The sequence below is a fragment of the Streptomyces sp. NPDC054783 genome (assembly GCF_053611725.1).
The window spans coordinates 48,572-63,489 of record NZ_JBSHAY010000003.1 but is presented as its reverse complement, the minus strand read 5'-3'; the positions used below and the strand labels follow the sequence as shown (position 1 = coordinate 63,489).

Annotated in this window: 15 protein-coding genes and 1 pseudogene; 7 read left to right on the top strand and 9 right to left on the bottom strand. The window is 70.0% G+C overall.

The window, feature by feature from the left end; all coding sequences use genetic code 11:
* Window positions 1-75: 75 nt before the first annotated feature.
* On the bottom strand, window positions 76-1,677 hold the full coding sequence (locus tag ACWGJ5_RS07225) for an ABC transporter permease (RefSeq protein WP_453308778.1): 1,602 nt from the start codon (window positions 1,675-1,677) through the stop codon (window positions 76-78).
* A complete protein-coding gene (locus tag ACWGJ5_RS07220; RefSeq protein ID WP_453308777.1) occupies window positions 1,674-2,576 on the bottom strand; it encodes an ABC transporter ATP-binding protein in 903 nt (300 codons plus the stop codon). The genes ACWGJ5_RS07225 and ACWGJ5_RS07220 overlap by 4 nt, the downstream gene beginning before the upstream one ends.
* Before the next feature lie 73 nt (window positions 2,577-2,649).
* Between ACWGJ5_RS07220 and ACWGJ5_RS07215 the strand changes: the two genes are divergently transcribed.
* Window positions 2,650-3,150 (top strand): GbsR/MarR family transcriptional regulator, encoded by a 501-nt coding sequence (locus tag ACWGJ5_RS07215; protein ID WP_453308776.1) that lies wholly within the window; start codon window positions 2,650-2,652, stop codon window positions 3,148-3,150.
* Between the two features lie 6 nt (window positions 3,151-3,156).
* On the opposite strand, the gene ACWGJ5_RS07210 is transcribed toward ACWGJ5_RS07215, so the two are convergent.
* Window positions 3,157-4,668, bottom strand: a complete 1,512-nt coding sequence (locus tag ACWGJ5_RS07210; RefSeq protein WP_453308775.1) for an APC family permease — start codon at window positions 4,666-4,668, stop codon at window positions 3,157-3,159.
* A gap of 211 nt (window positions 4,669-4,879) precedes the next feature.
* Here ACWGJ5_RS07210 and ACWGJ5_RS07205 point away from each other — a divergent pair, with 211 nt between their 5' ends.
* On the top strand, window positions 4,880-5,488 hold the full coding sequence (locus ACWGJ5_RS07205) for a Uma2 family endonuclease (RefSeq protein ID WP_453308774.1): 609 nt from the start codon (window positions 4,880-4,882) through the stop codon (window positions 5,486-5,488).
* Window position 5,489: 1 nt separating this feature from the next.
* Here the strand turns inward: ACWGJ5_RS07205 and ACWGJ5_RS07200 are convergent, their stop codons facing one another.
* A complete protein-coding gene (locus ACWGJ5_RS07200) occupies window positions 5,490-6,335 on the bottom strand; it encodes a diacylglycerol kinase (RefSeq protein ID WP_453308773.1) in 846 nt (281 codons plus the stop codon).
* A gap of 196 nt (window positions 6,336-6,531) precedes the next feature.
* Here ACWGJ5_RS07200 and ACWGJ5_RS07195 point away from each other — a divergent pair, with 196 nt between their 5' ends.
* From ACWGJ5_RS07195 to ACWGJ5_RS07180, 4 genes are all read left to right on the top strand, one after another.
* Complete coding sequence (locus tag ACWGJ5_RS07195; RefSeq protein ID WP_453308772.1) at window positions 6,532-7,815, top strand: adenylosuccinate synthase; 1,284 nt, start codon at window positions 6,532-6,534, stop codon at window positions 7,813-7,815.
* A gap of 227 nt (window positions 7,816-8,042) precedes the next feature.
* A complete protein-coding gene (locus ACWGJ5_RS07190; RefSeq protein WP_453308771.1) occupies window positions 8,043-8,513 on the top strand; it encodes a hypothetical protein in 471 nt (156 codons plus the stop codon).
* 129 nt (window positions 8,514-8,642) lie between these two features.
* Window positions 8,643-8,855: a hypothetical protein gene (locus ACWGJ5_RS07185; RefSeq protein ID WP_453308770.1), complete on the top strand. Its 213-nt coding sequence runs from the start codon at window positions 8,643-8,645 to the stop codon at window positions 8,853-8,855.
* Window positions 8,856-9,054: 199 nt separating this feature from the next.
* On the top strand, window positions 9,055-10,872 hold the full coding sequence (locus ACWGJ5_RS07180) for a bifunctional metallophosphatase/5'-nucleotidase (protein WP_453308769.1): 1,818 nt from the start codon (window positions 9,055-9,057) through the stop codon (window positions 10,870-10,872).
* Between the two features lie 60 nt (window positions 10,873-10,932).
* Here the strand turns inward: ACWGJ5_RS07180 and ACWGJ5_RS07175 are convergent, their stop codons facing one another.
* The 5 genes from ACWGJ5_RS07175 to ACWGJ5_RS07155 form a co-directional block, all read right to left on the bottom strand.
* Window positions 10,933-11,163: a hypothetical protein gene (locus ACWGJ5_RS07175; protein ID WP_453308768.1), complete on the bottom strand. Its 231-nt coding sequence runs from the start codon at window positions 11,161-11,163 to the stop codon at window positions 10,933-10,935.
* Window positions 11,150-11,389 (bottom strand): DUF6400 family protein, encoded by a 240-nt coding sequence (locus tag ACWGJ5_RS07170; protein ID WP_453308767.1) that lies wholly within the window; start codon window positions 11,387-11,389, stop codon window positions 11,150-11,152. Before ACWGJ5_RS07170 ends, ACWGJ5_RS07175 begins: the two co-directional genes overlap by 14 nt.
* 88 nt (window positions 11,390-11,477) lie before the next feature.
* Entirely contained in the window at window positions 11,478-12,128 is a 651-nt protein-coding gene (locus ACWGJ5_RS07165; protein WP_453308766.1) for a hypothetical protein, read from the bottom strand.
* Window positions 12,129-12,198: 70 nt separating this feature from the next.
* Complete coding sequence (locus ACWGJ5_RS07160) at window positions 12,199-12,894, bottom strand: GntR family transcriptional regulator (RefSeq protein ID WP_351602505.1); 696 nt, start codon at window positions 12,892-12,894, stop codon at window positions 12,199-12,201.
* A 113-nt stretch (window positions 12,895-13,007) separates the two neighbouring features.
* Window positions 13,008-14,363, bottom strand: a complete 1,356-nt coding sequence (locus ACWGJ5_RS07155) for an aminotransferase class III-fold pyridoxal phosphate-dependent enzyme (protein ID WP_453308765.1) — start codon at window positions 14,361-14,363, stop codon at window positions 13,008-13,010.
* Window positions 14,364-14,509: 146 nt separating this feature from the next.
* On the opposite strand from ACWGJ5_RS07155, the pseudogene ACWGJ5_RS07150 reads away from it, so the two are divergent.
* Window positions 14,510-14,809: pseudogene (locus tag ACWGJ5_RS07150) on the top strand (MarR family transcriptional regulator); the annotation flags it as partial.
* Window positions 14,810-14,918: the final 109 nt, after the last annotated feature.

The window sequence follows — 14,918 nt, the reverse complement described above, 5'->3', positions numbered from 1 at the left end:
CGGATGATCGCACTCCCCGATCCCGTCGGCATCGAGCTCGACACCGAGGAGCTGAAGCAGTACGTCGACTGAGCCTCAGCCCGCCAGATCACGGCGCCGCACGCCCGCCAGCCCGCCGGCCACCAGCACCACGGCCAGTCCCAGCAGAACCAGCACCGGCCCCCACTCCATCCCCCCGCCCGGCAACTTCGGCAGATGCCCGAAGGGGGACAGGTCCAGTACCGCTCGTGGCGCGTTCAGCGCGGGGCCGATCCAGCCGATCAGCAGGACCGCACCGGCCACGCCCCACGCCGCGACCGCGCCCCGTGGCAGGACGCCGAAGAGCAGGACGGCGATGCCGCCGATGACCCATACCGCGGCCACCTGGAGCAGGCAGGCCCCCAGTACCGGGCCGATCTGCCGGCCGTAGCCGACGGCGAAGCCCAGGCCGACCAGGAGCATCAGCAGGGCCGAGCCGCCGAAGGCGATGACCAGGTGGCCGGCGGCCCAGCGCAGCCGGCCCACGGCCGCGGCCAGCACCGGTTCGGCCCGTCCGGAGGTCTCCTCACCGCTCAGCCGCAGCACGGAGGAGACGACGTAGAGCGCGGCGACCAGACCGAGCATGCCGACCATCGCGGCGAGGAACGCGTCCGTCAGCCCCGACTGGCCGCCCATCCGCTGGAAGATCTCCCGCGCCTTGGCGTTGTCGCCGACGAGTTTGGCCGCGCCGTCCGTCATTCCGCCGTAGACGACCCCGGCGAGGAAGAAGCCGATCGACCAGCCGAGCACGCTGCCGCGTTGCAAGCGCCAGGCCAGCGCGGCCGCCGTGCCGAGGCGGCCGGCCGCCGGTCCCGGCCGGGTCGGCAGGAAGCTCATGCCGATGTCCCGGCGTCCGGCCAACTCGTAGGCGATCACCGCCTGGAGGGCTGCAGCGGCGGCGAACAGCAGCAGCACCCACCAGCGTTCGGCCGCGAAGGCGCGCAGGTCCTCCAGCCAGCCCAGCGGGGACAGCCAGGTCAGTACCGACGCACCTCTCCCAGTGCCGAAGGCCTGGGAGGTGCCCCCATCCGACGCCGAGTCGCCCGCCGCGCGCAGCACGAACGCCGCGCCCAGCACGGCCGCCGTCAGCCCCCGGGCCAGCCGGGCGCTCTCCGTGAGCTGGGCGACGATCGCCGCCATCGTGGCGAAGACCATGCCCACGCCCGCCACTCCGAGCCCGAAGGCCAGGGCACCCGGTGCGCCCTGTCCGGCCAGTCCCGCCACGAGCAGGACGCACAGGGCCGCGTTCGCGACGGCCGCCGTCAGCAGGGCCGCCGTGAGCGGAGCCCGGCGCCCCACCATTCCGGAGGACACCAGCTCCTGCCGCCCGCTCTCCTCCTCGTCCCGGGTGTGCCGTACGACGACGAGCAGGCTCGTCACGGCGGCGAGGGCGCCCGCGTACACCCCGACCCGCCAGGCCGTCAGCGCACCGAGCGAGTCGTCGAAGACGGGTCCGACCATGGCGCGCAGGGAGGTGTTGGTCGCCACCTGGTGCATCAGGTCGGCGCGGGCGGCCGGGGTGCCGTACAGGCCCTTCAGGGTCTTCGGCATGGAGAGGACCATCAGCGCGTTCACCGCGACCCAGACCGGAATCAGCACGCGGTCGCGGCGCAGCGCGAACCGCAACAAGGTCCCGGTGCCGGTCAGTTGGCGCGTCACACCGTCACCTCGCCCGGCTCGTCCTGGTAGTGCCGCAGGAACAGCTCCTCCAGGGTCGGCGGCGTCGAGGTCAGCGAGCGCACCCCGGAGGCGGTCAACGAGCGCAGTACGGCGTCCAGTCGGTCGGTGTCCACCTGGAGGCGGACCCGGTGCCCCTGCACGTCGAGGTCGTGTACGCCCGGCAGGTGGGCCAGTCCGTCGGGCGGCCCGGCGAGTTCGGCGCGCACGCTGGTCCGGGTCAGATGCCGCAGGTCCGCCAGCGACCCGCTCTCCACCGTGCGGCCCTTGCGGATGATGCTGACCCGGTCGCAGAGTTCCTCGACCTCGCTCAGGATGTGCGAGGAGAGCAGGACCGTACGGCCGCGCTCCCGCTCCTCCTCCACGCAGCGCTGGAAGACCTCCTCCATCAGCGGGTCCAGGCCCGAGGTCGGCTCGTCCAGGATCAGCAGGTCCACGTCGGAGGCGAAGGCGGCGACCAGGGCGACCTTCTGCCGGTTGCCCTTGGAGTAGGTGCGGCCCTTCTTGGCCGGGTCCAGCTCGAAGCGCTCGATGAGTTCGGCGCGGCGCCGGGTGTCGAGTCCTCCGCGCAGGCGGCCGTAGAGGTCGATGACCTCGCCGCCGGAGAGGTTGCGCCACAGCGTCACGTCGCCGGGCACGTAGGCGATCCTGCGGTGCACCTCCACCGCGTCCCGCCACGGGTCGTGGCCCAGCACCCGAGCGGCGCCCGCGTCGGCGCGCAGCAGCCCGAGCAGCACTCGGATCGTGGTCGACTTGCCGGCGCCGTTCGGGCCGAGGAAGCCGTGCACCTCTCCGGCCTCGACGTCCAGGTCGAGGCCGTCCAGCGCGCGCGTACGGCCGAAGGACTTGTGGAGCCCGGAGACCGTGATTGCCTTCGTCATGGATCCGAACGTACGCTTCTTTCAGAAATTTGTGAAGTTAAGGAAGTCCATGAATCCCGGTTAGGGTGAGGGCATGACGGAGTCGAGGACAGGAACGCCGGAGCGGGACCCGGAGTCGGTCTCACGGTTCGTGGAGCACTTCGCGGCGCAGCTGGTCGAGGCGGGGATGGCACGCATGCCCTCCCGGGTCTTCGCCGCCCTCCTCGCCTCCGACACCGGCGCCCTGACCTCGGCCGAGCTGGGCGAGCAGCTGCAGATCAGCCCCGCCGCCGTCTCCGGTGCCGTGCGCTATCTCGCGCAGGTCCACATGGTGTCGAGGGAACGGGAGCCGGGCTCGCGCCGGGAGCGGTACCGGGTGCACAGCGACCAGTGGTACGAGGCCCTCACCAGCCGCGAGGCCGTCATCAAGCGCTGGGAGGAGGCCCTGCGGGAGGGCGTGGCCGGCCTCGGCGCCGACACCCCGGCGGGGCGCCGGATGGCCGAGACGCTGGACTTCTTCGAGTTCATCGAGCAGGACGTGGCGCAGATGATGGAGCGCTGGCGGGCTCATCGGGAGCAGAAGTACGGCCGCTGAGCCCGTTCAGCGTTCCTTCGTCTCCTCCAGCACCGTCCGCCCCAGCAGCGCGTACCGCTCGGGCGCCCGCCGCTTCAGGTACTGCGCGTAGCCCACGCCGGTCGCCGCGACCAGCGCCACGAGCCACGGCGTCGCCTTGAGCAGCAGTGAGCCGGACTCCGCCCCCGCCGCGACCCCCATGTTGGACACCAGCAGGACGACCACGCCGAGCATCGCGATGCCACCGACGAGCGGGGCGGTGAAGGTCCGGAACCAGTGGCGGCTCTCGAGGTGGTGCCTGCGGAAGTAGACGAGGACCGCGAAGGAACACACGGCCTGGACCACCAGGATCGCCATCGTGCCGAGGATGGCCAGCAGGACGTAGAGCGCGTTGTACGGGTCCTTGCCCGCGACCCAGAACGCGGCGATCAGTACGGCGCTCACCACCGTCTGCACCAGTCCCGCGATGTGCGGGGAGCCGTGCCGGGCGTGGGTGCGGCCGACGGTGTTCTTCAGCGACGGCAGGACGCCCTCCCGCCCGAGGGCGTACAGGTAGCGGGCGGCGCAGTTGTGGAAGGCCATGCCGCAGGCCAGCGAGCCGGTGATCATCAGCCACTGCATGACGTCGACGGCCCAGTGCCCGACGTACCGATCGGTGGGGCCGAAGAACAGGGCGAGGGGGTTGGCGGAGGAGGCGGCCTTCACGGCCTCGGCCTCGCCGTTGCCCGTGATGGCCATCCAGGAGACGAAGACGTAGAAGACACCGACGCCCAGGACGCTGATCATCGTGGCCTTGGGGATGATCTTCTTCGGATCGCGGGACTCCTCGCCGTACATCGCGGTGGACTCGAAGCCGACCCAGGACCAGAAGGCGAAGAAGAGCCCGAGCCCGGCGGACGTGCCCTTGAAGGCGTTGACCGGGTTCACCGGGGCGAAGGTGAACCCGTGCGGGCCGCCGCCGTGGAAGGCGACCGAGACCGCCATGGCCGCCAGCACGGTCACCTCGGTCGCCAGCAGCGCCACCAGCAGCTTCTCGGCGACGCTGATCCCGAACCAGGTGCCGGTCGCGTTGATCGCGAGCATCAGGACGGCGAAGGCCCACCAGGGCACGTGCAGGCCCGTCTGGTCCCTCAGGGTGGTCGTGGCGAAGGTGGAGAAGATGCCGATCAGCGCCGGTTCGAAGACGACGTACGCGAAGGTCGCGAGCAGCCCGGAGGCGAGGCCGGCGGTACGTCCGAGGCCGTAGGAGATGAAGCCGTAGAAGGCCCCGGTCGATGTGATGTGCTTCGCCATCGATGTGAAACCCACGGAAAAGATTGCCAGGACGACCATTGCGACGAGATAGCTCGCGGGTGCCCCGATGCCGTTGCCGGACGACACCATGAAGGGCACGTTGCCGGTCATCGCGGTGATCGGCGCGGCGGTGGCGACGGCCATGAAGACCACCCCGAGCAGCCCCACGGCATTGGGTTTCAGCCGATGAACCGTCTCCTCGTCCGCCGTGCCCGCCGCGGGGGCAACGCCCTCGTCCACTGCCATCGGGTGGCCCCTTCCGTGTCGGGTCCCTGGGTTCTGGTGGGTCCTGATGGAGCAGGATGGTGCACGGGGGAGGGGCGCGGGAAGGGGTCGGGCCGGTTAAATATTTGTCACCAGACCATTGGCGGATCGGGCTTTGAGGATCAGGCTCCGGATGTGTAGCTGATCGGATACGCTGAGTGGCCGCTGGTTCGCATCGGAGGGAGGGGGCATCATGACGTCGATGGCAGAGCGACCGGTGATGAACGACGCCGCACCCCGCGGCAGCTTCGAGGAGCTCCTGGACCTCCTCGACGAGCTGCACGTGCCCGACGGCTACAAGGCCGAGATCATCAGGGGGAGCATCGTCGTGTCGCCGTGGTCGAAGGCGTACTACGCGGACGTGATGGACATGGTCTGCGATCAGCTGCGTCCTCATCTGCCCGAGGAGCACCGCATCAGTTGGGGTCCCTTGCTGTACGTGTTCCCGGGCGTCGAGCGCGCCTACGGCCCCGACATCCACGCGGCCCACCGGCGTGCCCGCCGCTCCACCAGCAACCGCCTTGACGGGCAGGCCCTCTCGTTCGTGGCCGAGCTGACCTCCCCCGCCACACGAGACGAAGACCGCACGGACAAACTCGACGCGTACAGCAAGGTCGGCGTGCCCATCTACCTTCTCCTCGACATGCAAGAAGAGCAGGCCACCGTCTTCTGGGAGCCGACGCCCAACGGTTACCAGGGGCGCCTCAGCAAGTCCTTCGGTGAGAAGCTTTACATCCCCGACCCCATCGGCTGCACGCTCGACACCGACGGCTTCCAGGCGCCGCCGGACGACGAGGACTGACTCACCCCGCCGACTCCGGCAACACCAACCCCCAAGCCCCCTCCACCACCCGCCACGTCCGCCTGCGTACCGGCCCCGACACCCCCGCGTCCGCCCGGTACCGGAAGTCCGCGCCGGCCACCGTCACCGTCCGCCCGGACGCCCGTACCGGTGTCGCCTCCGCGCCCACCGACAGCGGCCGTACCTCCACCGCCGCGAGCCCGCCGGTGCCCGGTGTGACCGACACGGTCTCCACGGGCTGGTCCAGGTCGAGCACCGTCTGCCCGTCGACCTCGACCCGGAGCCGGGCGGGGCCGGGGGACGGCACGGCGGCGAGGCGCGGCGGGCGGGGGGCGAGGGTGCGGACCAGGGAGCGGTACCAGGCCCGGCCCGAGGACGCGGTCACCGGCACGGCGGCCGCCGCCCGCACCACCGGCCGCGGCGGAATGCCCAGCCCGCTCAGGACGACCCCGTCGCTGTCGTCGACCAGCAGGTCCAGGCGCCGCTCGGCCCCGTCCAGCACGGCCCGCGCCGCCGCCACCGCCCCGCCCGGCACTCCGAGCGACTCGGCGAGCCCGGTGTCGCCCACCGGGACCACCGACAGCGCGCATCCGGCCAGCTCGCGCGCCCGGTGCAGCAGGGTCACGGCCCGTACCAGAGCGTGACCGTCGCCCACCACGACCGGCCGCCTCGAACCCCGCCGGCCCAGTGCGCGGGCGAATTCCTCCGGCCCGTCCGGCAGGCACACCTTGGCCGCCGCACCCGCGCTGAGCACGTCTTTCGCGATCCGTACGGACTCCCCGTCCGTCTGCCGTGCCGCCGGATCGATGATCACCAGCAGCTGTTCGGACGTCGCGAAAGTCGCCACCTCGGTCCTGCCTCGCTTCCTCGGGTAGCATCTTTGTGCAAGAGCCCCTTGCGCTATTGCGCCAGGGGCTTCGTCTATTCCGGGGCATCCGGTCCGACGGTCGGCGACCAAAGGCGGTCGCTGTGGTACGCGGCGGTGAACCTTACGCCCACGCCCCCGACCTTGGACATGCCCCACCCGGAAGGGGTGTACGCGCGTGCCCGCACTTGTGCTGCTCGGTGCTCAGTGGGGTGACGAAGGCAAGGGAAAGGCGACCGACCTGCTCGGTGGCTCGGTGGACTATGTAGTGCGATACCAGGGCGGCAACAACGCCGGCCACACGGTCGTCGTCGGCGACCAGAAGTATGCGCTCCACCTCCTCCCTTCCGGAATCCTCTCACCTACTTGTGTCCCGGTCATCGGCAACGGCGTCGTCGTCGACCCGTCGGTACTGCTCTCCGAGCTGAGCGGTCTGAACGAGCGTGGCGTCGACACGTCCAAGCTCCTGATCAGCGGTAACGCGCACATCATCACGCCTTACAACGTGACCGTCGACAAGGTGACGGAGCGCTTCCTCGGCAAGCGGAAGATCGGGACGACGGGGCGCGGCATCGGCCCGACCTACGCCGACAAGATCAACCGCGTCGGCATCCGGGTCCAGGACCTGTACGACGAGTCGATCCTGCAGCAGAAGGTCGAGGCGGCCCTCGACGTCAAGAACCAGATCCTCACCAAGCTGTACAACCGGCGCGCCATCGGCGCCGACCAGGTGGTCGAGGAGCTGCTGGGCTACGCCGAGCAGATCAAGCCGTACGTCGCCGACACGGTGCTGATCCTGAACCAGGCCCTGGAGGACGACAAGGTCGTCCTGTTCGAGGGCGGCCAGGGCACGCTGCTCGACATCGACCACGGCACGTACCCCTTCGTGACCTCCTCGAACCCGACCGCCGGCGGTGCCTGCACCGGCGCCGGCGTGGGCCCGACGAAGATCAGCCGTGTCATCGGCATCCTCAAGGCCTACACGACCCGCGTCGGCGCCGGTCCCTTCCCGACCGAGCTGTTCGACGAGGACGGCGAGGCGCTGCGCCGGATCGGCGGCGAGCGGGGCGTGACGACGGGCCGTGACCGGCGCTGCGGCTGGTTCGACGCCGTCATCGCCCGGTACGCGACCCGCGTCAACGGCCTGACCGACTTCTTCCTCACCAAGCTGGACGTGCTGACCGGCTGGGAGCAGATCCCGGTCTGTGTGGCGTACGAGATCGACGGCAAGCGCGTCGAGGAACTGCCGTACTCGCAGACCGACTTCCACCACGCCAAGCCGGTCTACGAGACGCTGCCCGGCTGGTCCGAGGACATCACCAAGGCGAAGTCCTTCGCCGACCTGCCGAAGAACGCCCAGAACTACGTCAAGGCGCTGGAGGAGATGTCCGGCGCCCCGATCTCCGCGATCGGCGTGGGCCCGGGCCGGGACGAGACGATCGAGATCAACTCGTTCCTGTAGGCCGCTGCCGGGCACTGCGCGGTGTGCGATCGGCCCCCGTCGGACTGCTTCCGACGGGGGCCATTAATCATGTCATCCGAGTTATTGCAGGTGGCATATGTTCAGCCACGCGGTATTTCTCACGGTGTGCCGCATACGACCCTCCGCTCGGGGCGGTGGGCGGTCGGCGCGAGATTCCGAGCAAGGAAGTGGAGAAACACGTGCGCCGAGTTCTCAGGCTGCTGGCAATGACATTGCTGGCTCTCGGTATCGGGGTGACCCCCGCGCTGGCCGCCAACCCGCACTTCATCGGTGAACCAACCTGTTCCAAGTCGATCAGCGGCAACCGCGCGACCGTCACGTGCAGCGGCAAGGCTGCCGGTCTCGGCACGGGGCCCGCCAAGGTGTTCCTGACGGCCGACCAGGTGATCGCGAACTACGTCTGCGTCAACAGGGGTGGCAACACGGCCCCGGGGCATCCGGCCTTCTTCCAGTTGGTGACCGGTCCGACCCAGAACATCACCCCGCGCGCGGGCCAGATCACCTTCAACGCCTCGCTTCAGTCGCCGCCCAACCCCTCGTCCAGCCAGGTCTGCCCCAACGGCAACTGGAGGGTGGTTCTGCTCTCGGCGACCTTCCACAACCTCACCCTGCACATTCAGCAGCCGGCCGGCACCGACGTCCTCGTCTGGAACTTCGGGGACGTCGACCCGCGTTGATCCCGGCTGACACCGTCCCGTACGCCCCTGTCGGCCTCCGGCCGGCGGGGGCGTCGTACGGGCGCTGCCCCGGCGTCCGGCGGGTGTGATCGTCGGGCACTGCCGCGTCATGCGCGGTGCAATGGGGGTATGGGTACCCACTGGCAGACACTGTGCCGGGGACCGTACGGCGGCGAAGGCGCCGACGCCGAGCTCACGGACTGCTCCGACCCCGCGATCTTCGAGGTCGCCCGGTACCAGCTGCCTCCGCTGCGGGTGTGCCCGGTGCATCTCGGCCCTTCTCTGCTGATGGCGAGCGGGGTGCTGTGGCCGCCGGAGGTCAGGCTCATCGGCCGTGTCTGAACATCAGGGTCATCGGCCGTATCCGACACCGGCTGTTTCCCCAGGGTTCGCACAGGGCGCACGCTGACCCATACTTGACCTGGACATGACCTTTTCCTGGTTTTCTGGCAATCCCGGACGCGAGCAGCATCTACGCGGGTAGCCTCCGCACTGCACCGCCACTGCTCGTCGCCAACTCCAGCCAAACCAGGAGCCTTGAATGCCCCTCAGTCCCATGAACCGCCGGGAGTTCGTGAAGAAGTCGGCCGTCACCGGGGCGGCCGTCGCCGCTGCCGGGACCGTCGCGGCGGCCCCCGCGCAGGCGGCCGAGCAGAAGCGCGAACACAAGCCGCGCACCTGGTCGTTCTCCATCCTCGGCACGACCGACCTGCACAGCCACGTCTTCGACTGGGACTACTACAAGGACGCCCCCTACACCGACAAGGCGGGCAACTCCGTGGGCGTGGCGCGCGTCGCCACCCTCATCAACCAGCAGCGTGCGGCCAAGGGCGAGGACCACGTCCTCCTCGTCGACGCCGGTGACATCATCCAGGGCACCTCGCTCGCCTACTACTTCGCGCGGATCGACCCGATCACGGGCACCGACGGCAAGAGGGGCCCCAGGCACCCGATGGCCGTGGCCATGAACCACATGCGCTACGACGCCGCCGCCCTCGGCAACCACGAGTTCAACTACGGCATCGAGGTGCTGCGCAAGTTCGAGAGCCAGTGCCGCTTCCCGCTGCTGGGCGCCAACGCCCTCGACGCGAAGACCCTGCGCCCGGCCTTCAAGCCGTACACCGTCAAGCGCATCTGTGTGCCGGGCGCCCCGGACATCAAGGTCGGCATCCTGGGCCTGACCAACCCCGGTATCGCGCTGTGGGACAAGGACAACGTCAGCGGCAAGATGGTGTTCCCGGGCCTGGTCGAGCAGGCGAAGAAGTACGTGCCGCGCCTGCGCGCGCTGGGCTGTGACGTCGTCTTCCTGACGGACCACTCGGGCATGGACGGCTCGTCCTCCTACGGCGACTCGCTCCCGTACGTCGAGAACGCGTCGAACCTGGTGGCCGAGCAGGTGCCGGGCATCGACGCGATCCTGGTGGGCCACACGCACGTCGAGGTCCCGTCCTACACGGTGAAGAACGCGGAGACCGGCGAGGAAGTGCTCCTGTCGGAGCCGTACTGCTGGGGCTACCGCCTCAGCGTCTTCGACTTCGAACTCGAACTCCACCACGGCCAGTGGAAGGTGACGAGCAAGACGGCGCAGACCCTCAACCCCAACACCGTGGACGAGGACCCGGAGATCAAGAAGCTCCTGGAGGCCGACCACGAGCTGGTGGTCAAGTACGTCAACACGGCGGTCGGCACGTGTACGGCGGACCTCTCGGCGGCGGATTCCTGCTGGAAGGACGTGCCGATCATGGACTTCATCCACAAGGTCCAGACGGAGAGCGTGAAGGCCGGCCTGTCGGCGTCGGACGCCGCGCTCCCGCTGATCTCGGTCGCGGCCCCCTTCTCCCGCACGGCCGACATCCCCCAGGGCAGCGTCACCATCAAGGACATCGCCGGCCTCTACATCTACGACAACACCCTGTACGGCAAGAAGCTGACGGGCGCCCAGCTCAAGGACTACCTGGAGTACGCGGCGAAGTACTACCACCAGGTCCCGGCCGGGACGAAGGTCGACACCGCGACCCTCACCAACGCCAACAACTTCTGGGACTACATGTACGACACGGCTGCGGGCGTCGACTACGAGATCGACATCGCGCAGCCGGAGGGTTCGAGGATCAAGAACCTCACCTACAACGGCGCGGCGATCGCCGACGACCAGGTCTTCGTCGTCGCGGTCAACAACTACCGCGCGAACGGCGGCTCGGGCTATCCGCACATCGCCTCAGCGCCGATCGCCTACAGCTCGACCAACGAGATCCGTCAGCTGATGATCGACTACGTGACCGCGAAGAAGACCCTCGACCCGGCCGACTTCGCCGCCACCAACTGGAAGCTGACCCAGGCCGGCACGCCGGTCTTCTAGGAGCGGCGTCCTCGACGGAGGCGGAGCGATGAGCGGTGCGGACGACCAGGTCCGCACCGCTCACCCGTCGGACGAGCGTGTGGCGCCGAAGTTTGTCTCGTGGGTCCATACATGGGTGCACGAGGGGCACTGCAGGTGCAGCAGGCTGCCGGTGTTGGAGAGCAGGTAGCGCCAGTGCGCGGTGCAGGTGCCGCCCTGCCGGCAGGTCTCGCAGCCGGCCCGGTCGTCACAGTTCGGGCACGCCACCCAGGCGCGCCGTCCTATGTCGGCCTGCGGATCAAGCGGCAGCATCGCCGGGCCCCGCCGGGAGCACACCGGCCGCCACGAGCTCGTCGTAGATGCGCTGCTGCTCGGCGTCCAGCCCGGAGTACAGCAGCGCACGCGCCTCCTCCTCGCCGCGCAGCGCCGCCGCGGGGTCCCAGCCGGGGCCGAGGGCGGCCATGACGTGGGTGCGCCGGAGCATCTCGTGCGAGCTCAGGTCGACACTGAAGTCGAAGGCGGGGTCGTGGGGGGACATGCCACCGAACGTAGGCACGCATTTCCCCCACGGCAAGAAGAGGTGGGTGAAATCACACCAGCTCGCACATCCCCGGCCGACGTGACACTCAGCTGAAGACGATCATCGAACCCTGTGCCAGGGAGCGCGTCGCCGCCGCGTGCAGCCCCAGCCACACGTGCCGTTCGCGGGCGAAGGGGCTGGGGTCGTACGGCGCCGGAACGGCCGGTTCCTCCAGTTCCGTGGGGGCCGTGGGCGGGGCCGGGGCGGCCGGGGGGTTGGCCGGGTCGATGCCGATCGACCCGGCGACGTACTCCAGTTCGCGCAGCAGGGACTGGGACGAGCCCAACGGGCCGCCGCCCGCCAGCAGTTCGTCGTTGGACAGCGGGTGCGGGAAGTCGACCGGGACGTAGGCGCCCGCGTGGTCGTAGTGCCAGACCAGGTGGGACTGCTGGGCCGTGGACTCGAACATCTCCAGGAGCTGCTCGTAGTCGCCGCCCAGGTCGTCCACGGGCGTCACCGGCAGGCCGCAGACCTGGAGCAGGTACGCGCGGCGGAGGAAGTGCAGGGCGTCGTAGTCGAAGCCCGCCACGGGGGCGACCTCGCCGGACAGGCCCGGCATGTACTGGTACACAGGCACCGGCGGGAGGCCGGCCGCCGCCAGTGCGTCGTTGTACTGCGCGAGTTCCTCGGCGAACGGGTTGTCCGGGGTGTGGCACAACACGTCCACGAGCGGTACCAGCCACAGGTCACAGGCCAAAGAGAGCTCCTCGCACAGATGGGTCCGCCAGTAGGTCCGCAGAAGGTGGTCTGGGCAGGGTACTGGTCATCTACCCGTTGGTCAGGTGTTCCAGCAGCTCCAGCGAATGGGCGTTGGAGGCGGCGACGATGCCGCGGGCGGTGTCGGCCTCGCGGCGGGCCAGCGCGTCGACCAGGTCCGTGTGCCCGGCCCACAGGCGGCCGCGCAGGTCGGGGAGGCGGAGCAGGTGCTGCACCGCGCAGACCCAGGACTGTACGCGCAGCCGGTTGAGGAAGTCGCCGAGGTAGGGATTGCCGAACAGCGCGCTGAGCTCGCGCCAGAAGCGCAGGTCGTAGCCGATCAGGATCGTCAGGTCGCCGGCCGCGGCGGCCCGCGCGGCCTCCTCGCCGCGGCGGCGCACCGTGGTCAGCGCGGCCGTCGTACGGGGGTCCTCGGGCGGTGTGCGGAAGGCGGGGTGGCCGGTGCTGAGGGCCTGGAACATGCCGTCGGTGACCAGGCTGCGGGCCTCGATCATGTTCCGGTAGTCGGTGACGGAGTACTCCGGCACCCGGAAGCCGCGGTGCTGGTCGGCCTCGAGGATGCCCTGCGCGGACAGGTCGACCAGCGCCTCGCGGACGGGGGTGGCGGAGACGCCGTACTGCTCGGCGATCTCCTTGACCGTGAACGCCCGGCCCGGCCGCAGCCGCCCCGCGAGCACCTCGTCACGGAGCGCGTCCGCGATCTGCTGGCGCAGGGTGCTGCGTGTCACGGCGCCGTTGCCGGGCATGGTCGGGGTCACTCCTCACGCGTGGACGACGTGCTCGCGCATCTCTCACGAGATTTTCTTACGAGCACGTCACCTTACGCGTTCGGGTCTCCCCGGCGGCAGGCGTGGTTCGGTTACGCCGTGTACTCGTCCGCCACGCTCAGCGCGGCGTCGAGGGCGGCGAGGCCCTCCTTCAGCTCGGCCTCCGTGACATTGCACGGCGGGACCACATGGGTGCGGTTCATGTTCACGAAGGGCCACACGCCGTGCTGCTTGGCGGCGGCCGCGAACGCGGCCATCGGGGCGTTCGCCTCACCGGCCGCGTTGTACGGCACCAGCGGCTCGCGGGTCTCGCGGTTCTTCACGAGCTCCAGCGCCCAGAACATGCCGACGCCGCGCACCTCGCCGACGCTCGGGTGGCGCTCGGCCAGCCCGGCGAGGGCGGGGGCGAGGACGGTCTCGCCGAGGCGCGCCGCGTTCTCGACGACGCCCTCCTGCGCCATCACGTTGATCGTGGCGACGGCGGCGGCGCAGGCCAGCGGGTGCCCGGAGTACGTCAGACCGCCCGGGTAGGGCCGCTTGCCGAAGGTCTCGGCGATCTCCTGTGAAATCGCGACACCGCCGAGCGGCACGTAACCCGAGTTCACACCCTTGGCGAAGGTCACCAGGTCGGGTACGACACCGAAGAGATCGGCCGCGAACCACTCACCCGTGCGCCCGAAGCCGGCCATGACCTCGTCCAGGACGAAGACGATGCCGTGGCGGTCGCAGATCTCGCGGACCCCGGCCAGGTAGCCGGGGGGCGGGACCATGATGCCGGCCGTGCCGGGGATGGTCTCCAGGATGATCGCCGCGACCGTGCCCGGCCCCTCGAAGGCGATCGTGGTCTCCAGGTGCTCCAGGGCGCGCGCGGTCTCCTGCTCCTCGTTCTCGGCGTAGAAGCGGGAGCGGTAGAGGAACGGCGCCCAGAAGTGGACGACGCCGTTCGTGCCGCTGTCGCTGGCCCAGCGGCGCGGGTCGCCGGTGATGTTGACCGCCTGCTGGGTGCCGCCGTGGTACGACCGGTAGGCCGAGAGCACCTTGGGGCGGCCCGTGTGCAGCCGGGCCATGCGCACCGCGTGCTCGACGGCGTCGGCGCCGCCGTTGGTGAAGAAGATCTTGTCCAGGTCGCCGGGGGTCCGTTCGGCGATCAGCCGGGCCGCCTCCGAGCGCGCCTCGATCGCGAAGGCGGGCGCGAAGGTCGTCATCTTCGCCGCCTGCTCCTGGACGGCCGCGACGACCTTCGGGTGCTGGTAGCCGATGTTCGTGTAGACGAGCCCGCTGGTGAGGTCCAGGTACCGCTTGCCGTCGTAGTCCCAGAAGTACGACCCCTCGGCGCCGGCGACGGCGAGGGGGTCGATGAGGTCCTGGGCGGACCAGGAGTGGAAGACGTGCGCGCGGTCCGCCGCCTTGACTGCGGCTCCGGCGTCGGGGTTGGGCTGAGGGGTCATGCGGCCGAGGGTAAATGTCCGCGATGCGGAAGCGACATCGGCGTCTTGTTCCCTGGACGAGGGCTTTCCGCGACAGGTTGTCGACACCCGCGCCGGCCACGAGGTCCTGAGCGTGGGGCCGAGCCGCTGCCGGTGGCCGGTGTCGCCCCGGCCATGGCGTCACCCGGGCCACGGGCATCACCCGGCAGCGCGTGCAGCGCATCGCCGATCTGCTGGTCGAGCAGGGACTCGCCCGAGTACCGGCCGAACCCGGCGCACCGGCGCGCCGGACTCCTCGCGCCCACCGAGGAGGGCGGGCCGCAGTGGCCCGGAGCTGCCCCTCACGCGGCCTTCGCCGACCGGCCGGCCGAGGCGATGGGGCAGCGTGAACCCGCCAGGCGGTACGGCTGCCGGAGCGGCTGCCGGCGGTCCTGGACGAACTGGGCAAACCTGTTACGGAACCGTAGGCGGCAGGCCGCGCGACTCCCCGGTAGGGCCGCATTATTCTCGGTCCGTCGCACACGTATGCGTCGTAGTCGTATGCGTTGCGTGTATGGGGCGTATGGGGTGCACGGG